This is a genomic window from Aminobacter sp. Piv2-1 (assembly GCF_037625995.1).
Classification (GTDB): Bacteria; Pseudomonadota; Alphaproteobacteria; order Rhizobiales; family Rhizobiaceae; genus Aminobacter.
This window is the reverse complement of record NZ_JARKMU010000001.1, coordinates 579,138-595,752: the sequence shown is the minus strand read 5'-3', so window position 1 is coordinate 595,752 and position 16,615 is coordinate 579,138. Positions and strand designations below refer to the sequence as shown.

Sequence of the window (16,615 nt, the reverse complement as noted above, 5' to 3'; positions counted from 1 at the left end):
ACCCAATCAGGCATGAACACGATTCGATCCATCTGCGTCTATTGCGGCTCCTCGCCGGGCCGCGATGAGGTCTACATCAAGGCCGGCCATCTGCTCGGCCGCTCGATCGCCAAGGCCGGACTGCGGCTCATCTATGGCGGCGGCACCAAGGGCGTCATGGGCGCGGTCGCCGATGGCGCCAGGCGCGCCGGCGGCAAGGTCACTGGCATTATACCGCGCTTCCTGATGAACAAGGAAGCGACCGAGAGCGCCCTCGGCCGGCTCGACGAACTCGTCATCACCGACAACATGCACCAGCGCAAGCATGCGATGTTCGAGAAGTCCGACGCCTTCGTGGCGCTTCCGGGCGGCATCGGCACGGTCGAGGAGATCGTCGAGGTGATGACCTGGGCGCAGCTCGGCCATCACCGCAAGCCGATCGCCTTCGCCAACGTCAACGGCTTCTGGGATCCGATGCTGTCGCTCATCGATCACATGCGGACCGAAGGCTTCGTCCATACCTCGCATCTGGTGCAGCCGCTCGTCATCGACGAGCCCGAAGCGGTGGTCGCCGCTATACTGGTCGCGGCGGGCGCGGACGCCACGCCCACCGAAGGCGTCCAGTCGCTCATCGACAAGATGTAAGCTTGCAGCTCAGGCGCGGGCGCGCAGGTCGGCGGTGATCGTCCCGGACGCCGCGATCTCGTCCTCGTGCGGCTGGTCGCGCCAGGTCTCCGCCAGGCCAGCGTCGTACCATTCGCGCATCGCCGGGGTTGCCAGCATGGTTGCGACATAGGTCCCGGCGCGGCCGCCGAAATCGAGCCCGTAGGTCAGCGCCCGGAACACCACGGGGGCGAAGAAGGCGTCCACGGCGGTGAAGTGGCGGCCGGCCAGGAACGGGCCGCCGAAGCGTTCCAACCCCTGGTTCCACAGCTCGCCGATCCGCGCGATGTCCTTTTCGAGGTCGGCCGGGCGCTCCCTGAGCGCCACGCGTACGCCGCAGCTCATGCCGCAGATGTTGCGCAGGCTGCGGAAGCCGGAATGCATCTCGGCCGCGGCCGAACGCGACCAGGCGCGGGCGACGGCATCTTCGGCCCAGACGCCCGGATGGCGCTCGGCCAGGTACTCGACGATCGCCATCGAGTCCCACACGGTCAGGCCGCCGTCGATGAGGCACGGAACGCTGCCCGTCGGCGAAAAGGAGCGGAAATCCGGATACCCCGGCAGGTTCCCGAACAGCACCTGCCGCTCGGCGAAGTCGATGCCCTGCGCCCGCATCAGCACCCATGGCCGCAGCGACCAGGACGAGTAGTTCTTGTTGGCGATATAGAGTTGGTACATCGTCTCCTCCGTCCGGCCTTGTCAGCCGCCCTTGCTGCGTTCCGAAAACATCGACCAGGTGTAGATCGCGAGCGCCGCCCAGATCAGCGCGAAGGCAATGGCGCGTTCGCTCGAGAACGGCTCGCGGAAGATGAAGATGGCGATGACGAAGATCATCGTCGGGGCAATGTACTGCATGATGCCGATGGTCGACATCCGGAGCCGCTTGGCGCCGTTGGCAAACAGGATCAGCGGCACGGCGGTGACGACGCCGCAGCCGAGCAGCAGCCAGACGTCGGCCATGCCCGTGGTGGTGAAATGGCCGACGCCGGACGACTGCAGGTAGAGGATGTAGCCCAGCGCGGGGATGCCGAGCAGCAGCACTTCGAGGAAGAAGCCCTGGGCAGGCCCGATCGGCAGCGTCTTCTTGAACAGCGCGTAGAAACCCCAGGAAAGGGCGAGCACGATGGAGACCCACGGCAGCCCGCCGGTATCCCAGGTCAGCAGCGCCACGGCGACCACGGCGAGCCCGATGGCCAGGATCTGCGCCCGGGTCAGCTTCTCGCCGAGCACGACGGCGCCCAGGAAGACGGTGAACAGCGGGTTGATGTAGTAGCCGAGTGCGGTTTCCAACGCCCGGTCGTTGGCGATCGCCCAGACATAGACGCCCCAGTTGATGGTGATGAGGCCGGCCGTCAGCGCGCCCAGCGCCAGGGTGCGCGGCGTTCGCAGGGCTACCTTGATGTCCGCGGTGCGGCCGAGCCACCAGAGAAGCAGGGCGGCGATCGGGATCGACCAGACGATGCGGTGGGCGATCACCTCGGGCGAGGGAATGTGCGCCACGGCTTTCATGTAGAAGGGCAGGAAGCCCCACATCAAGTAGGCCGAAAGGGCAAAGAGAAAGCCGCGCGATGCTTCGTCGCGGGAAATCGCAGGCGCTTGTGTGCTCATGGCGCGAACCTATGCGCCCGGCCGATCACCGAAGCCATTTCAAAATACTGATGGTCCATCCGCTTTCCGTTGATGGATCAACCCTTGCCGCAGCGGCCGGCGGGCGTTGCGGCGGCTACTCCGCCGCCACCAGGCCCGCCATGTCGCGGTTCTTCATCAGCTTGTAGACGATCGAGTCCATCAGCGCCTGGAACGAGGCGTCGATGATGTTCTCCGACACCCCGACCGTCCACCAGCGCGCGCCGGTCCCGTCATGCGATTCGATCAGGACGCGCGTGATCGCCTCGGTGCCGCCGTTGAGGATACGCACCTTGAAGTCGGCCAGCTCCAGGTCGCCGATCTCGTTCTGGAACTTGCCGAGGTCCTTGCGCAGGGCGATGTCGAGCGCGTTGACCGGGCCGTGCCCCTCGGCCACCGACATCTTCTCCTCGCCGTCGACCACCACCTTCACGATCGCCTCCGAAACCGTCTTGAGGTTGCCGTTGGCGTCGAAGCGGCGCTCGACCATGCAGCGGAAGCTGGTGACGTTGAAGAACTCGGGCAGGCCGTGCAGCATCTTGCGCGCCAGAAGCTCGAAGCTCGCATCGGCGCCCTCATAGGCATAACCCTCGGCCTCGCGCTCCTTGACCACCGAGATCAGCGCGTCGAGCCTGTGATCGTCCTTGGGCACGTCGATGCCGCGCCGCCTGAGTTCGGCGATGAAGTTGGCCTTGCCGCCCTGGTCCGACACCATCACCTTGCGTCGGTTGCCCACCATCTCCGGCGGCACGTGCTCGTAGGTCTTGGGCTCCTTGGCGATTGCCGAGGCGTGGATGCCGGCCTTGGTGGCAAACGCGGATGAGCCGACATAGGGCGCCTGCGCTTCCGGCGCGCGGTTGAGCAATTCGTCGAAGGCCCGCGACAGGCGCGAGATGCCGCCGAGCGCATCCACCGAGATGCCGGTCTCGAAGCGGTCGGCGAAATGCGGCTTGAGCGCGAGGGTCGGGATGATCGTCACCAGATTGGCATTGCCGCAGCGCTCGCCGATACCGTTGATGGTGCCCTGCACCTGGCGCACGCCGGCCTCGATGGCCGCCAGCGAATTGGCCACCGCCTGGCCGGTATCGTCATGGGCGTGGATGCCGAGATTCTGCCCCGGAATGCCGCCGGCGATCACCTTGGCGACGATGTCGCCCACCTCGGACGGCTGGGTGCCGCCATTGGTGTCGCACAGCACCACCCAGCGCGCGCCGGCCTCGTAGGCAGTGCTCGCGCAGGCCAGCGCATAGTCGGGATTGGCCTTGAATCCGTCGAAGAAGTGCTCGCAGTCGACCATCGGCTCGCGGCCGGCGGCGCGCGCCGCCTCCACCGAGGCGCGGATCGACTCGAGGTTCTCTTCGTTGCTGACGCCGAGCGCCACCCGCACGTGGTAGTCCCAGCTCTTGGCGACGTAGCAGACGGCGTCCGACTTCGCCTGCACGAGTGCGGCGATGCCCGGGTCGTTGGAGGCCGACACCCCTGCCCGCTTGGTCATGCCGAAAGCGACGAACTTCGCCCGCTTGGTACGCTTTTCGGAAAAGAAGGCCGTGTCGGTCGGGTTGGCGCCCGGATAGCCGCCCTCGACGTAATCGACGCCGAACTCGTCCAGCATGCCGGCGATCGCGATCTTGTCCTCGACGGAAAAGTCGATGCCCGGCGTCTGCTGGCCGTCCCGCAGCGTCGTGTCGAAGAGATAGATGCGTTCTTTGTTCATCGGCATGCGGGTGCTTGCACACCCCCCTCTGGCCTGCCGGCCATCTCCCCCTCAAGGGGGGAGATCGGCTGGCACGATTGCTTTCGCCAATCGCCATATTTGTGCGAAAAGCGCGGCGGCTGAAGCTGCCGATCTCCCCCCTTGAGGGGGAGATGGCCGGCAGGCCAGAGGGGGGTGGGGTTCATCAAGCCTTCCCCCCGAACCTGTCCGTCGCCCTGACGAGCTGATCGAGGATGCCCGGCTCCGAGTAAGCGTGGCCGGCACCTTCGATCAGGTGGAACTCGGCCTGGGGCCAGGCCTTGTGCAGCGCCCAGGCATATTTGGCCGGGCACGGCATGTCGTAGCGCCCGTGCACGATGACGCCCGGGATGCCGTGCAGCTTGTCGGCGTCGCGGATCAATTGCCCTTCCTCCAGCCAGCCGGCATGGACGAAATAATGGTTCTCGATGCGGGCAAAGGCGATGGCGAAGTCGTCCTCGCCGAACTTGCCGCTGGTGTCGGGGTCGGGCAGCAGCGTGATCGTCTCGCCTTCCCAGGTGCTCCAGGCAAGGGCCGCCTCCACCTGCGCCTGGCGGTCGTCGCCCACCAGCCGCTTGCGGTAGGCGGCCATCATGTCGCCGCGCTCTGCCTCGGGGATCGGCTTGACGAAGCGCTCCCACTTGTCGGGGAACATCTCCGAGACGCCGAACTGGTAGTACCATTCGAGCTCGGCGCGGGTCAGCGTGTAGACGCCGCGCACCACGAGCTCGCTCACCCGGCCGGGATGCGTTTCGGCATAGGCGAGCGCCAGCGTCGAGCCCCAGGAGCCGCCGAACACCAGCCATTTGTCGAAGCCGGCCATCTCGCGCAGCCGCTCGATGTCGGCCACCAGGTGCCAGGTCGTGTTGGCCTCCAGCGAGGCGTTCGGCACCGATTTGCCGCAGCCGCGCTGGTCGAACAGCACGATGTCGTAGAGCTTCGGGTCGAACAGGCGCCGGTGCTTGGGCGAGATGCCCCCGCCCGGACCGCCATGCAGGAACACCGCGGGCTTGCCTCCCCTGGTGCCGCAGCGCTCCCAATAGATGCTGTGGCCGTCGCCGACGTCCAGCATGCCGCTGTCGAAGGGTTCGATCTCGGGATAGAGGCCGCGCAATTCAATGCTCATAGTTTCAGTCCATGCTCGGGCCAGTTGGCCGTCTCTTCGTCGGGATGCTGGAAGGAGATGATCTGCTCCTGCCGCGCATAATAGTCCGGGTTGTCGTGCACCGGCGTCTCGAAGATCTTCTCGATCCAGGGCAGGCGCGCCACGTGGTTGATCTGCAGCCGGGGCGCGAGGTCGGAGCGGTCGTCGAACGAGCCGATGGAGATCTCCAGCCCTTCCGGATGCTTGTAGGCCATCGGCGTGCCGCAGCGCTGGCAGAAGCCGCGGGCGACGTTGACCGAGGACTGGAAGTAGGCCGGCTCCTCGCGGATCCATTCGACATTGTCCTTCGGCACGCCGACAAAGGCGCCGAAGAACGAGCCGAACTGCTTCTGGCACATGCGGCAATGGCAGATCGAGGGCTCGCCCATCGCGCCCTGGATGCGGAAGCGGACTGCGCCGCACTGGCAGCCGCCTGTTCTCACCTTGTCCGTCATGATCTTTCCCCCAAAGGCCATTGTTCGGTATCGTGGTCGGGATGCTGGTAGGAGACGATGTCGTTGACGAAGTCCGCCGCGTCCGGGTCTTCCTCCGTCGCATAGCCCGGCAATTCGTGGATGTGGTCGACATAGGGCAGCTTGCCCTCGAGCCCCCATTGCACGGTCGGCGCGATCTCCTCCGGCTCGTCGAAGGCGGCGATCGCCAGCGCAACCCCGTCCGGCGCCTCGTAGGTCAGCGGCGTGCCGCAGTCGGCGCAGAAGCCGCGGAAGGCGTAGTTCGACGAGCGAAACTTCTTCGGCGCGCCGCGCGTCCAGACAAGCTTCGCTTGCCGATGCACCGAGACCAACGGCGCGTAGAAACTGCCGAATGCCTTCTGGCACATGCGGCAATGGCAGACCGATGCGCCGCCCAGCGCGCCCTCGACATGGAAGCGCACGGCGCCGCACTGGCACCCGCCGGAATAATGCGGCCTGTTGTCGAGGCTCATGGCGTCACCCCTTCACCCGGGAACATGGCACACGGCCTCGATGTTGTTGCCGTCGGGGTCATAGACGAAGGCGGCATAGTAGTCGGGATGGTAGTGCGGCCTGAGACCCGGCCCGCCATTGTCCTTGCCGCCGGCGGCGATCGCGGCCGCGTAAAAGGCATCGACCTCGGCCCGGCTGCGGGCGGTGAAGGCGTAATGTCGCCCAGGTCCGGCCGGCGCCTCGTGCAGCCAGAACACCGGCCGCTCGCGCCCATAGCCGCCGACTTTGACGCCGCCGGTGTGCTCGGGCGGCACCATCATCAGCAGCGAGGCGCCGAGCGGCGCGAAAGCCTTGTCGTAGAAGGCCTTCGCCCTGTCGAAATCGGCAACCGAAATGCCGGTATGGTCGATCATTGCACGAACTCCTCCTTCATGCTCGTCGCATCCGGCGCGCCGCCCTGCCCGGCCACGGCGGCAATGTGGCTGCAGACATTGTCGATATCGCGAAGCACGTCGTCGTTCCAGAAGCGGAGGATGGTCCAGCCAAGAGACTTGAGTTTCTGTGAGCGCGCAGCATCCAACTCGACGTTCTCGGCAATCGCATGTTGCGACCCATCCAACTCGACGATCAGCTTGTGCGACGGACAGGCAAAGTCGACGATGTAGCCGGCTATTGGTAGTTGCCGTCGAAAACCCAATCCCATCAAGCGATGCGCCCGAAGCTCGTTCCAAAGCTTCAGTTCAGCATCCGTCATCTGCTTTCGCATCTTGCGCGCGTTCCGACGATTGGCCTGAGGGACGGGGTAGTGGGTCATTGTAGACCACCCCCCTCTGCCCTGCCGGGCATCTCCCCCTCAAGGGGGGAGATCAGGCCGTCATCAACCTTTCGCCCAACCACAAGCGCCATAGTGACGCCCCCCGAAACGTCGCAGAACAAAGTGGCACGCGGAAGCTGCTGATCTCCCCCCTTGAGGGGGAGATGCCCGGCAGGGCAGAGGGGGGCGTGTCGCCCCATCCTTTCCATGCCAGACAGCGTCATCATCACCGCTTCACTTCCCATGTCGTCACGCGCTCGCCCGACACCGGGTCCTTGCCGTCCTTGAGGTGCACACCCTGGGCCAGCAGTTCGTCGCGGATCCTGTCGGCGTCGGCCCAGTTCTTGGCCTTGATCAGCTCCAGGCGTTCATTGATTTTTTCATCGATCGCCGCGCCTTCCGTGGCAGCGACGACGTCTCTGATAAAGGCAGTCGCGATGAAATCGTCGAGGTTGAAACCCAAAAGACTCCACCCACTCAGCAACTGGAATGCCGCCTCGTGATCGCCGTCCGCTGCCAAACGCGATAGTCGGTGCAACTCTGCAATCGCAGGGGCAAGATTGAGATCGTCGGCGATAGCATTCAGAAACGCATCGCTTGGCCGCGGATCGACACGACGATTGGCAACGGCACTCCAGTCGATATCAGAGGCGACCTTCCGCAGATCCGCCCATTTCTGAAGCGTTCTCTCCGCCTCCTCCAACTTAGCTGCAGTAAAGTCTATGGGCTGCCGGTAGTGCGTCATCAGCATCGCCAGCCTGAGCACCTCGCCCGGCCATTTGCGGCCGCCGAAGTTCTCCGTCTCGAGCAACTCGTGGATCGAGTAGAAGTTGCCCAGGCTCTTGGACATCTTCTGGCCCTCGACCTGCAGGAAGCCGTTGTGCAGCCAGTAGTTGGCCATCACGTCGGTGCCGTGGGCGCAGCGCGACTGGGCGATCTCGTTCTCGTGGTGGGGGAAGATGAGGTCGAGCCCGCCGCCATGGATGTCGAAGACCTCGCCGAGATAGGCCTCCGCCATCGCCGAGCACTCGATGTGCCAGCCCGGCCGGCCGCGGCCCCAGGGGCTGTCCCAGCCCGGCTCCTCGGGCGAAGACGCCTTCCACAGCACGAAGTCGCCGGGGTTGCGCTTGTGCGCCTCGACCTCGACGCGGGCGCCGGCCTGCTGTTCGTCGAGATTGCGCTTCGACAGCTGCCCGTAGTCGGCCATCGAGCCGGTGTCGAACAGCACTTCGCCTTCCGCTTCATAGGCATGGCCGCGTTCGATGAGGCTCAGAATCAAGGTGATCATGTCGGCGCGGCCGTCGGCGCGCGGCTGCACGAACTCGGTGGCCCGCGGCTCGACGGTCGGCTCGAGGCAGCCCAGCGCCTTGACGTCGGCCTGGTACTGGTTGGCCGTCTTTTCGGTGACGCGCCTGATCGCCTCGTTCAGCGGCAGGTCGGGGAAATCGCGCAGGGCGCGCGCGTTGATCTTGTCGTCGAGATCGGTGAGGTTGCGCACATAGGTGACGGCATCCTTGCCATAGACATGGCGAAGCAGGCGGAACAGCACGTCGAAGACAATCGCAGGGCGGGCGTTGCCGATATGGGCGAAGTCATAGACCGTCGGGCCGCAGACATACATCCGCACGTTTTGCGGATCGATCGGCACGAAGTCTTCCTTCGTGCGGGTCAGCGTGTTGGTAAGGCGCAAGCCCCTGAATGCGTCAGACATGGTTCTCCCCGTGTGCATGACCCCGAAAATCTCCGATTTTCGCAAAGGATCATGCACCCAACTTCAGTTTCACGGCGACCTTTGCGCGCCCGAACGGGCGCGCGGCGCCGTGGCCTGCTGGCCCGGGCGTTTGACCTGTCTTTGGTGAAGATGAGGCGAAAACGTCCTGACCAGCGCGAACGCTAGCCAATAATGCAAATGCCGGAAATGGCGAAAGACGTTTTCATCGGCCGCGTTATCGCCCTCCACCATGTTGCCGTCAAGACGCGGCGTCATGAAAGTTTACCGATCCGGCCGCAACGGCGCCCTGCTGAAACAGTTTCTTAAGTATGCCGGCACCGTAATGAAACATTGCCGGGCTAGAAGCCGCTGCATTGCCACGAATTCGACCGAATCCGTAAGCAAATGCAGCCGCTCTCAGCAGAGCTGACGTTAGGGAAGAGACCAATGAAACGAAAACAAGCCGAACAGGACCGAGCGCGTAGCCAGTACGCCGAGCTCACCAAGCACTACCGGGCCATCGGCCCCGCAGCGATCGTCGCCGCGCTGATCTGCGCGCCGAAGAAGGACAAGGCGCCCAAGCTCGTCAAGGCGGCCTAGCTAGATCCGGCCGACAAGGCTCGCGCCGATCGCCACCATCACGATGCCGATCAGCACGTCGAGCACGCGCCAGGAGGCAGGCCGGGCGAACACCGGCTGCAACAGCCTCGCGCCATAGCCGAGCCCGAAGAACCACACGAATGATGCGGTTGCCGCGCCGATGCCATAGGCAAGGCGCGCCTGGCCCTCGTATGCGGCCGAAAGCCCGCCGAGCAGCACCACCGTGTCGAGATAGACATGCGGATTGAGGAAGGTGAAGGCGAGGCAGGCGGCCACTGCCGGCCCTAGCATGGCCTCTCCGGTCCTGGCGGCCTGCAGCGCCTCGGGCTTCATCGCCCGGCGGAAGGCGATCACCGCATAAGTGAACAGGAACAGCGCACCGCCCACCGTCACCGCCATGATCAGCCGCGGCGACTGCGAGATCAGCGTGCCGAGGCCGGCGACGCCGGCGGCGATCAGAAGCGCGTCGGAAAGCGCGCAGATCAGCGACAACACGAAGACGTGCTGGCGCAGCAGGCCCTGGCGCAGGATGAACGCGTTCTGCGCGCCGATCGCGATGATCAGCGAGGCACCGAGCAGGAAACCGGAAATGGCGGCGGAGAAGACAGAGCCAGTCACGCGGCCCTTCTAATGCATCGGCCCGAAAATCGAAATCGGTTTTTGGAAAGCACGACGCATGGATCGATAGTGCCAGAGCGTCGTTGCTTAGAATGGTGCGCAACGCTCCGGTGCGGCGTCAGAACAGTTTCATCTGGTCGTCGTCGCTGGACTTACGCTTTTCCACTTTTGGCTTGGCCGCCTTCTCGGGCGCGGCCTCGGGCAGTGGCTCCACCCGCTCCTGGATTTCCGGTCCCATGTTGGTGACCTTGTTGACCAGTTCCGACACCGGGATCTGCTCGAAGAAATCCGGCTGCGCCGGCCGCATCAGCTCGGCCACGTCGCGCGGCTCCCGGGTGCGGCAGTCGAGCCAGCGGGCGAAATCCTCGGGCTGGATCACCACCGGCATGCGGTCGTGGAGATGGGCGATGTCCGTGCTCGCATCGGTGGTCAGGATCGCCGCCGTGTCGATCTCCGAGCCGCCCGGCTCGCTCCAGGTTTCCATCAGCCCGGCCAGCGCCACCAGCCCGCCACGGCGCGGCCTCAGCCAGTAGGGCTGGCGGCGGTTGCCCGGCAGCTTCTTCCACTCGTAGAAACCCGAGACCGGCACCAGCGCCCGCCGGTGCCGCATGGCATTGCGGAAGGCGGCCTTCTCGATCGCCGATTCGGAGCGCGCGTTGAACAGCAGCGGCAGGTCGGCCGGGTTCTTGGCCCAGGCCGGAATGAGTCCCCACCGCGCCAGCAGTGCCGTGCGGTCGGGCAGGTTCGAGCCCGGCGGCCGCGGCGGTCCGGCGGTCACCACCAGGATCGGCTGGGTGGGGGCCACGTTGTAGCGCGGCGGAAAGCTCTCGAGGTCGCCGACGCCGATGAAGGCAGCCGTCTCCTCGGGCGAGGCGATCACCGCGATGCGTCCGCACATGACTTCAAATCCTTGTTCCGCCGACAAAGTGGCGATGGATCGCCATCGCCGCAACCGCTAAAGCAGCTATTCCCCTGCCCGCGCGAACCGGCCGGCAGGGCAACGCGGCAGGCGAGCGCAGTCGACATGAACGAAACCACCATCGTCCCGGCCGTGTCCGTCGCCGTCATGCGCGATCGCGCGATCATGCTGGTCAGGCGCGGGCGGGCACCGTCCAAGGGCCTCTACGCCTTTCCCGGCGGCCGGGTCGAGGCCGGCGAATCCCTCGAGGATGCCGCGCGCCGCGAACTCTTGGAGGAAACCGGCATCGCGGTGGGCACGCTGGTTCCGCTGCGCGAGATCCTCATCGACAGCCGCAGCGACGGCGGGTCGGTCTACCTGCTCACCGTCTTCGGCGCGCGGCACCTCGCGGGCGAACCGGTCGCGGCCGACGACGCCGACGAAGCCGCCTTCTTCGGCCTCGACGAGATCGAGCGTCTGCCGCTCACCGATTCGACGCTGGAGATCGTGCTGGAACTGCTCGGCGGCGGCGTAATTCTGCCGGGATAGAGGTCCGCCCCGCCTTGCGGCGGACAATTTGTTTCGCCACAAAAGCTTATGCGCCGTGCCTCGACCATTCTCTTTGCCCTGACGCTTGCTGCGAGCGGCCTCCTCGCGTCACAAGCGCGTGCGGTCGAGGCGCCCTTCGAGCCGGGGCTGATGCGCCTGGCCGAGGTCATGGGCTCGCTGCACTTCCTGCGCAATCTCTGCGGTGAAAAGGGAACCCAGTGGCGCGAGCAGATGGAGAAGCTGCTGCAGTCCGAGAACCCCACGCCCGAGCGGCGGGCCCGCTTCATCGCCAGCTTCAACCGCGGCTACCGGTCGTTCGAAGGCACCTACACCGCCTGCACCGCGTCGGCCACCGAGGCGATCTCGCGCTACATGAAGGAGGGCGAAACGCTCAGCCGCGATATCGCCTCGCGCTACGGCAATTAACAGGCTATTTACTTTCACGGCATTGCCTGCCGTACACGAACGGCCGATTGTGCTAAGTCTCTTAACGGGACATTAAAGGGATAGCTCAAGTTGATCCGAATCACCGGGTCGCTTGACAGGGTGAAAGACCGAAATGGAACAACGCGTAAGCGACATCGACGCGCTGGTCAGGGAAGAGAAGCGACTGACCGCCGTCGAGAGCCACAACGAGGCATGGGCGGAAGGGCTTTCCGCCGGCATCGAGCCCGAGATCATCGCCGAAGCCGCCCTAACCACGGCCTTCGCCGAGATCGTGGCCGCCAATGGCGAGCAGGCCGCGCTTGCCCTGCTCGATCGCATGCGGGCAAAGGTCGAGGCCGGCGAATTCGAGCCGCTGCGCCTGCGGCATTGAGCACCGCAGCGGTTCTTTGACTAGCCGTGGCCGTTTCGGCATCATGCCGGCCGTCACGAGGAAATACCGGAGTCTAGCCTTGATGCGGCCACAGAACGATTTTGCGCCCCGCGCCGCCATGCGAGCTGCGGTGATTGCAGTGGCGGCCGCCCTGGCGATCGCGCCGCTCGGCACGTCCACGGCACTGGCCCTCAGCGAAATCAAGCGCGAGGAACTGCCCGTACCGGCCGTCCCGGCGACGCCTTCCGACCAGAACGCCACCCCCGAAAGCGCGGTGCCGATGCCGGATCCGATCCAGAAGGTGCCGCCGGCCGGCACCGAGGCGGCGCCGCAGGATCAGCAGACCGAACCGCAGGAGGAGGCCCCGGCCGAGCCGGAGGACGCAAGCAATCCGGCCATGCCGCATCCCGATCCCGAGGCGCCGCTGCCCGAGATCGTCTATGACCTCAGCCGCCTGCCCGAGCCGGTGCAGCGCATGCGCAACCTGCTCGTCGAGGCCGCCAAGACCGGCGACATCGAAAAGCTCCGGCCGCTGATCGGCACGGGCGAGGACATGCCGCAGATCTCCTTCGGCGACGTCGAGGGGGACCCTATCGAATTCCTCAAGAGCCTGTCGGGCGACGGCGAAGGCCAGGAAATCCTCGCCATCATGGAAGAGGTGCTGAGCGCCGGCTACGTGCATCTCGGCGAGGGCACCGACGAGGACCTCTATGTCTGGCCGTATTTCTTCGGCATGCCGCTGGAGAAGCTCGACCCGCGCCAGAAGGTCGAATTGTTCAAGATCGTCACCGCCGGCGACTACGAGGACATGAAGCAGTACGGCACCTACGTCTTCTACCGCCTGGGCATCACGCCCGAGGGACGCTGGGCCTTCTTCGTCGCCGGGGATTGACCTTTTTTACCCTCCCCCTTGTGGGGAGGGTCGACGCGCAGCGTCGGGGTGGGGTCGACAGAATGCCCCACCCGCCCGGACCTTCGGTCCGACCTCCCCACAACGGGGAGGTAGAAATGCTACCTCACCGCCGCTTCCGAAAACTCCACCGCCCTGCCTTGCGACGGGTTGGCGATCTCGCCCTGCCACATCACGCGGATGCCGCGCACGAGCGTGCCCACCGGCCAGCCGGTCACCTGCTTGCCGTCATAGGGCGTCCAGCCGGCCTTGGAGCCGGCCTGGGCGTTGGTGATGGTCTCCTTGCGCTTCATGTCGACCACGGTGAAGTCGGCATCGTAGCCGGCGGCGATGCGGCCCTTGCGCGCCATGCCGAAGATGCGATTCGGACCGTGGCTCGAAAGATCGACGAAGCGCTCGAGCGTCAGGCGCCCGGCATTCACTTGGTCGAGCATGATCGGCACCAGCGTCTGCACGCCGGTCATGCCCGAGGGCGAGGCCGGATAGGGCTTGGCCTTCTCGGCCAGCGTATGCGGCGCATGGTCGGAGCCGAGCACGTCGACGACCCCTTGCGAGATGCCGTGCCAGATGCCGTCACGATGACGCGCCGAACGCACCGGCGGGTTCATCTGCAGCAGCGTGCCGAGCCGGGCGTAGTCGTCCGAGGACATCGTCAGGTGGTGCGGCGTCGCCTCGCAGGTGGCGACATCCTTGTGGTGTTCGAGGAAGGCGATCTCCTCCGCCGTCGAGATGTGCAGCACGTGGATGCGCGCGCGCTCCTGCCGGGCGATGCGGACCAGCCGCTCGGTGCATTGCAGGGCGGCGATCTCGTCGCGCCAAACCGGGTGCGAGGACGGGTCGTTCTCGACTCGCAGGTTCTGGCGCTCGCGCAGGCGGAACTCGTCCTCGGAGTGGAAGGCGGCGCGGCGGCGCGTATTGCGCAGGATCGACGCCACGCCCTCGTCGTCCTCGACCAAGAGGTCGCCGGTGGACGAGCCCATGAACACCTTGATGCCGGCGGCACCCGGCAGGCGCTCGAGCTCGGCGACGTCCTTGGCGTTGTCGCGCGTGCCGCCGACCCAGAAGGCGAAGTCGCAGTGCATGCGCGCGGTTGCCCGGCTCACCTTGTCGGCAAGCGTCGCCTCGCTCGTCGTCAGCGGGTTGGTGTTGGGCATCTCGAAGACGGCGGTGACGCCGCCGAGCACTGCCGCGCGCGACCCCGTCTCCAGGTCTTCCTTGTGCTCGAGACCCGGCTCGCGGAAATGCACCTGGCTGTCGACCACGCCCGGCAGGACGTGCAGGCCGCGGCAGTCGATGGTCTCGCCGGCCGAGGCGGAACTCAAATCGCCGATGGCGGCGATCCGGCCATTGGTCACGCCGACGTCGCGGCGGCCGATGCCGTCATGATTGACGACCGTCCCGCCCTTGAGGATGAGATCGAAGGTGTTAGCCATCGCGGGTGCCCTTGTCTGGAAATTGCCTGCGGCTTACGTAATGGCTCTCCGAATTGCAAGATCAGGTCCATGCCGACAGCCATTCTCGCCGACCGCGCCATTATCGATGTTTCCGGTCCCGACGCCGAGCATTTCCTGCAGAACATCCTGACCGTCGACCTCGCGGCGCTCGGAGAGCGCGAAGCCAAGCCCGGTGCGCTGCTCAGCCCCCAGGGCAAGATCATGTTCGATTTCCTGGTCTCGCGCAGCGGCGAAAATGCGCTCAGGATCGAGTGCCGCGCCGACGTCGCAGACGATTTCGTCCGCCGCCTGACGCTCTACCGGCTGCGCGCCAAGGCCGAGATTTCCAAGCAGGATCAACCGGTTGTCGCGGTCTCGTGGGAAAGTGATTCAGCCGCTTCCGACGCCGATTCAACTGCCTCGCAAACTGATTCAACCGTCCGCGACAGCCGCTTCCAGTCGCCGGTCCTTCGCCACTACGGCGCTGCCCCTTCGGCCGACGCCTCCGAGGCGGATTGGCATTCCTTCCGCGTCGCCGCCGGCGTCGCCGAAAGCGGCCCCGACTATGGGCTGGGCGACGCCTTCCCGCACGACGTGCTGCTCGACCAGATGGGCGGCGTCGGCTTCAAGAAGGGCTGCTTCATCGGCCAGGAGGTCGTCTCGCGCATGCAGCACCGCGGCACGGCCCGCCGCCGTGTGCTTTTGATCCGAGCCGCCTCCGATCTGCCCGCCCCCGGCACCGACCTGATCTCCGGCGGCAAGGTGGTGGGCACGCTCGGCTCCGTCTCGGGCAGCCACGGCCTCGCCATCGCCCGCATCGACCGGGTCAAGGCAGCGCTCGACGCCGGCGCCGAGATCACCGCTGGCGATGTCGCGGTGACGCCGGCGATCCCCGCCTGGGCGCGCTTCACCTATCCCGAGGCCGCCGGCGCGGAAGAAGAAGCCTGATGGCCGATCGTCCCGGCGCCCCGCCGCGCGCCTGGCAGCGCATGCTGTCGGGGCGTCGCCTCGACCTGCTCGACCCATCGCCGCTCGACGTCGAGATCGCCGACATCGCCCACGGCCTCGCCCGCGTCGCCCGCTGGAACGGCCAGACCTCGGGCGACCACGCCTTCTCGGTGGCCCAGCACTCGCTGGTGGTCGAGGCCATCTTCCGCAGGATCGTGCCGGCCGCCGGACCCGACGCCCATCTGGCCGCCCTGCTCCACGACGCGCCCGAATATGTCATCGGCGACATGATCTCGCCGTTCAAGTCGGTGGTCGGCGGCGGCTACAAGTCCTGCGAGGAGCGCCTGCAGCACGCCATCCACCTGCGCTTCGGCCTGCCCGCGGCAATCGCCCAGGGGCTGAAGAAGGAGATCAAACGCGCCGACCAGATCGCCGCCTATTTCGAGGCGACGGAGCTCGCCGGCTTCTCGGTGGCGGAGGCGACGCAGTATTTCGGCCGCCCGCGTGGTGTTTTCGTCGACGGCCTCGACATGGCGCCGCAGCCGGCCAAACGTGTCCAGAAGGCCTTCGTCGAGCGTTTCCAGGCGATCGAAAAACAGCGCCTGGGGTAAATCTCAGGCCGTCGGGATGAATTCCTGGCTGATCTCCTGGAACACCGGCATCGCCTCGAGCCTGGCCGAATGTGCGGCGAGCGCCGGGAAGTCGCTGAGCCGCACCAGGGCGCCATGCACGTCGTTGACGAAGCGCAGCACCGCCGCCACGGCGATGTCGGCATGGCCGACGCGGTCGCCGAACCAATATTCGCTTTGGCGCGCGACGCGGTCTGCCTCGAGCACGGCGAGCACGCTCTCGATCTGCGTGCGGCAGCGCTCGACCCACACTTGCGACACCCGCTCGTGCAGGCGCCCTTCGTAGAACAGGCTCACCGCCTTGTCGCCCAGCCCCGTCGCCAGGGCCGCGACCTTCAGCGCCTGGTGGCGCTCCGGCTCGGCGCTTGGGAACATCGCCTGCCCGGCCGGCACGAGGCTGTCGAGATAGTCGAGGATGATGTGGCTCTCGATCAGCACCTCGCCATTGTCGAGCACCAACGTCGGCACCCTGGTCAGCGGGTTGTAGCGCCTGATCTTCTCGGCATCGCCGAAGGACGACCAGGGCTCGTGGGTGAACGGGATGCCGTAGAGCCTCAGCGCCACGCCGACGCGGCGGACGAAGGGGCTGTCATATTGGCCGATGAGGATCATTGTGGC

The 16,615-nt window shown here is 66.0% G+C and carries 22 protein-coding genes; 8 read left to right on the top strand and 14 right to left on the bottom strand.

The features are described from left to right. The first annotated feature begins 12 nt into the window (after positions 1-12). Positions 13-624 (top strand): LOG family protein, encoded by a 612-nt coding sequence (locus AmiPiv_RS02865; RefSeq protein ID WP_340035730.1) that lies wholly within the window; start codon positions 13-15, stop codon positions 622-624. Positions 625-633: 9 nt separating this feature from the next. Here the strand turns inward: AmiPiv_RS02865 and AmiPiv_RS02860 are convergent, their stop codons facing one another. From AmiPiv_RS02860 to AmiPiv_RS02815, 10 genes are all read right to left on the bottom strand, one after another. Beyond that, positions 634-1,320, bottom strand: a complete 687-nt coding sequence (locus tag AmiPiv_RS02860; protein ID WP_340035729.1) for a glutathione S-transferase family protein — start codon at positions 1,318-1,320, stop codon at positions 634-636. Between the two features lie 21 nt (positions 1,321-1,341). Then, on the bottom strand, positions 1,342-2,250 hold the full coding sequence (gene rarD, locus AmiPiv_RS02855; RefSeq protein ID WP_340035728.1) for an EamA family transporter RarD: 909 nt from the start codon (positions 2,248-2,250) through the stop codon (positions 1,342-1,344). Between the two features lie 115 nt (positions 2,251-2,365). Next, on the bottom strand, positions 2,366-3,982 hold the full coding sequence (gene cimA / locus AmiPiv_RS02850) for a citramalate synthase (protein WP_445206892.1): 1,617 nt from the start codon (positions 3,980-3,982) through the stop codon (positions 2,366-2,368). A 184-nt stretch (positions 3,983-4,166) separates the two neighbouring features. Further along, positions 4,167-5,126: a prolyl aminopeptidase gene (gene pip, locus AmiPiv_RS02845; protein ID WP_340035726.1), complete on the bottom strand. Its 960-nt coding sequence runs from the start codon at positions 5,124-5,126 to the stop codon at positions 4,167-4,169. Next, positions 5,123-5,599 carry a GFA family protein gene (locus tag AmiPiv_RS02840; protein WP_340035725.1) on the bottom strand — a complete coding sequence of 159 codons (477 nt, stop codon included), beginning with the start codon at positions 5,597-5,599 and terminating at the stop codon, positions 5,123-5,125. The genes pip and AmiPiv_RS02840 overlap by 4 nt, the downstream gene beginning before the upstream one ends. Beyond that, a complete protein-coding gene (locus tag AmiPiv_RS02835) occupies positions 5,596-6,090 on the bottom strand; it encodes a GFA family protein (protein ID WP_340035724.1) in 495 nt (164 codons plus the stop codon). Before AmiPiv_RS02835 ends, AmiPiv_RS02840 begins: the two co-directional genes overlap by 4 nt. A 12-nt stretch (positions 6,091-6,102) precedes the next feature. Then, complete coding sequence (locus AmiPiv_RS02830; RefSeq protein WP_340035723.1) at positions 6,103-6,483, bottom strand: VOC family protein; 381 nt, start codon at positions 6,481-6,483, stop codon at positions 6,103-6,105. Continuing rightward, positions 6,480-6,884, bottom strand: coding sequence for an endonuclease domain-containing protein (locus tag AmiPiv_RS02825; RefSeq protein ID WP_340035722.1), 405 nt, complete (start codon positions 6,882-6,884; stop codon positions 6,480-6,482). The genes AmiPiv_RS02830 and AmiPiv_RS02825 overlap by 4 nt, the downstream gene beginning before the upstream one ends. Before the next feature lie 226 nt (positions 6,885-7,110). After that, complete coding sequence (gene cysS, locus AmiPiv_RS02820) at positions 7,111-8,595, bottom strand: cysteine--tRNA ligase (protein WP_340035721.1); 1,485 nt, start codon at positions 8,593-8,595, stop codon at positions 7,111-7,113. A gap of 69 nt (positions 8,596-8,664) precedes the next feature. Beyond that, positions 8,665-8,871, bottom strand: coding sequence for a hypothetical protein (locus tag AmiPiv_RS02815; protein ID WP_340035720.1), 207 nt, complete (start codon positions 8,869-8,871; stop codon positions 8,665-8,667). Positions 8,872-9,042: 171 nt separating this feature from the next. Between AmiPiv_RS02815 and AmiPiv_RS02810 the strand changes: the two genes are divergently transcribed. Continuing rightward, the gene (locus tag AmiPiv_RS02810; protein WP_340035719.1) at positions 9,043-9,195 is read left to right on the top strand and encodes a transcriptional regulator; all 153 of its coding nucleotides are present in this window, start codon (positions 9,043-9,045) and stop codon (positions 9,193-9,195) included. On the opposite strand, the gene AmiPiv_RS02805 is transcribed toward AmiPiv_RS02810, so the two are convergent. Both AmiPiv_RS02805 and AmiPiv_RS02800 read right to left on the bottom strand, forming a co-directional pair. Then, on the bottom strand, positions 9,196-9,813 hold the full coding sequence (locus tag AmiPiv_RS02805; RefSeq protein WP_340035718.1) for a LysE/ArgO family amino acid transporter: 618 nt from the start codon (positions 9,811-9,813) through the stop codon (positions 9,196-9,198). It abuts the gene before it with no gap. 118 nt (positions 9,814-9,931) lie between these two features. Then, entirely contained in the window at positions 9,932-10,711 is a 780-nt protein-coding gene (locus AmiPiv_RS02800; RefSeq protein ID WP_340035717.1) for an SOS response-associated peptidase, read from the bottom strand. Positions 10,712-10,837: 126 nt separating this feature from the next. Between AmiPiv_RS02800 and AmiPiv_RS02795 the strand changes: the two genes are divergently transcribed. From AmiPiv_RS02795 to AmiPiv_RS02780, 4 genes are all read left to right on the top strand, one after another. Next, entirely contained in the window at positions 10,838-11,260 is a 423-nt protein-coding gene (locus AmiPiv_RS02795) for an NUDIX hydrolase (RefSeq protein ID WP_340035716.1), read from the top strand. A gap of 48 nt (positions 11,261-11,308) precedes the next feature. Continuing rightward, positions 11,309-11,686, top strand: coding sequence for a TIGR02301 family protein (locus AmiPiv_RS02790; RefSeq protein WP_340035715.1), 378 nt, complete (start codon positions 11,309-11,311; stop codon positions 11,684-11,686). A 133-nt stretch (positions 11,687-11,819) separates the two neighbouring features. Continuing rightward, complete coding sequence (locus AmiPiv_RS02785) at positions 11,820-12,077, top strand: hypothetical protein (RefSeq protein WP_340035714.1); 258 nt, start codon at positions 11,820-11,822, stop codon at positions 12,075-12,077. A gap of 82 nt (positions 12,078-12,159) precedes the next feature. Further along, positions 12,160-12,969, top strand: coding sequence for a hypothetical protein (locus AmiPiv_RS02780; protein ID WP_445206884.1), 810 nt, complete (start codon positions 12,160-12,162; stop codon positions 12,967-12,969). A gap of 119 nt (positions 12,970-13,088) precedes the next feature. Here AmiPiv_RS02780 and AmiPiv_RS02775 read toward each other — a convergent pair whose 3' ends face one another. Continuing rightward, positions 13,089-14,420: a dihydroorotase gene (locus AmiPiv_RS02775; RefSeq protein ID WP_340035713.1), complete on the bottom strand. Its 1,332-nt coding sequence runs from the start codon at positions 14,418-14,420 to the stop codon at positions 13,089-13,091. Positions 14,421-14,489: 69 nt separating this feature from the next. Between AmiPiv_RS02775 and ygfZ the strand changes: the two genes are divergently transcribed. Together ygfZ and AmiPiv_RS02765 are read left to right on the top strand one after the other, a co-directional pair. Continuing rightward, positions 14,490-15,368, top strand: coding sequence for a CAF17-like 4Fe-4S cluster assembly/insertion protein YgfZ (gene ygfZ / locus AmiPiv_RS02770; RefSeq protein WP_340035712.1), 879 nt, complete (start codon positions 14,490-14,492; stop codon positions 15,366-15,368). Then, on the top strand, positions 15,368-15,979 hold the full coding sequence (locus AmiPiv_RS02765; protein ID WP_340035711.1) for an HD family hydrolase: 612 nt from the start codon (positions 15,368-15,370) through the stop codon (positions 15,977-15,979). The genes ygfZ and AmiPiv_RS02765 overlap by 1 nt, the downstream gene beginning before the upstream one ends. Before the next feature lie 3 nt (positions 15,980-15,982). On the opposite strand, the gene AmiPiv_RS02760 is transcribed toward AmiPiv_RS02765, so the two are convergent. Then, on the bottom strand, positions 15,983-16,609 hold the full coding sequence (locus AmiPiv_RS02760; protein ID WP_340035710.1) for a glutathione S-transferase family protein: 627 nt from the start codon (positions 16,607-16,609) through the stop codon (positions 15,983-15,985). Positions 16,610-16,615 lie beyond the last annotated feature (6 nt).

Bases quoted from the DNA above. Each gene is read 5' to 3' on its own strand.
- AmiPiv_RS02865 (WP_340035730.1), top strand. From the start codon at position 13: ATGAACACGATTCGATCCATCTGCGTCTATTGCGGCTCCTCGCCGGGC.
- AmiPiv_RS02860 (WP_340035729.1), bottom strand. From the start codon at position 1,320: ATGTACCAACTCTATATCGCCAACAAGAACTACTCGTCCTGGTCGCTG.
- rarD (WP_340035728.1), bottom strand. From the start codon at position 2,250: ATGAGCACACAAGCGCCTGCGATTTCCCGCGACGAAGCATCGCGCGGC.
- cimA (WP_445206892.1), bottom strand. From the start codon at position 3,982: ATGAACAAAGAACGCATCTATCTCTTCGACACGACGCTGCGGGACGGC.
- pip (WP_340035726.1), bottom strand. From the start codon at position 5,126: ATGAGCATTGAATTGCGCGGCCTCTATCCCGAGATCGAACCCTTCGAC.
- AmiPiv_RS02840 (WP_340035725.1), bottom strand. From the start codon at position 5,599: ATGACGGACAAGGTGAGAACAGGCGGCTGCCAGTGCGGCGCAGTCCGC.
- AmiPiv_RS02835 (WP_340035724.1), bottom strand. From the start codon at position 6,090: ATGAGCCTCGACAACAGGCCGCATTATTCCGGCGGGTGCCAGTGCGGC.
- AmiPiv_RS02830 (WP_340035723.1), bottom strand. From the start codon at position 6,483: ATGATCGACCATACCGGCATTTCGGTTGCCGATTTCGACAGGGCGAAG.
- AmiPiv_RS02825 (WP_340035722.1), bottom strand. From the start codon at position 6,884: ATGACCCACTACCCCGTCCCTCAGGCCAATCGTCGGAACGCGCGCAAG.
- cysS (WP_340035721.1), bottom strand. From the start codon at position 8,595: ATGTCTGACGCATTCAGGGGCTTGCGCCTTACCAACACGCTGACCCGC.
- AmiPiv_RS02815 (WP_340035720.1), bottom strand. From the start codon at position 8,871: ATGACGCCGCGTCTTGACGGCAACATGGTGGAGGGCGATAACGCGGCC.
- AmiPiv_RS02810 (WP_340035719.1), top strand. From the start codon at position 9,043: ATGAAACGAAAACAAGCCGAACAGGACCGAGCGCGTAGCCAGTACGCC.
- AmiPiv_RS02800 (WP_340035717.1), bottom strand. From the start codon at position 10,711: ATGTGCGGACGCATCGCGGTGATCGCCTCGCCCGAGGAGACGGCTGCC.
- AmiPiv_RS02795 (WP_340035716.1), top strand. From the start codon at position 10,838: ATGAACGAAACCACCATCGTCCCGGCCGTGTCCGTCGCCGTCATGCGC.
- AmiPiv_RS02790 (WP_340035715.1), top strand. From the start codon at position 11,309: ATGCGCCGTGCCTCGACCATTCTCTTTGCCCTGACGCTTGCTGCGAGC.
- AmiPiv_RS02785 (WP_340035714.1), top strand. From the start codon at position 11,820: ATGGAACAACGCGTAAGCGACATCGACGCGCTGGTCAGGGAAGAGAAG.
- AmiPiv_RS02780 (WP_445206884.1), top strand. From the start codon at position 12,160: ATGCGGCCACAGAACGATTTTGCGCCCCGCGCCGCCATGCGAGCTGCG.
- AmiPiv_RS02775 (WP_340035713.1), bottom strand. From the start codon at position 14,420: ATGGCTAACACCTTCGATCTCATCCTCAAGGGCGGGACGGTCGTCAAT.
- ygfZ (WP_340035712.1), top strand. From the start codon at position 14,490: ATGCCGACAGCCATTCTCGCCGACCGCGCCATTATCGATGTTTCCGGT.
- AmiPiv_RS02765 (WP_340035711.1), top strand. From the start codon at position 15,368: ATGGCCGATCGTCCCGGCGCCCCGCCGCGCGCCTGGCAGCGCATGCTG.
- AmiPiv_RS02760 (WP_340035710.1), bottom strand. From the start codon at position 16,609: ATGATCCTCATCGGCCAATATGACAGCCCCTTCGTCCGCCGCGTCGGC.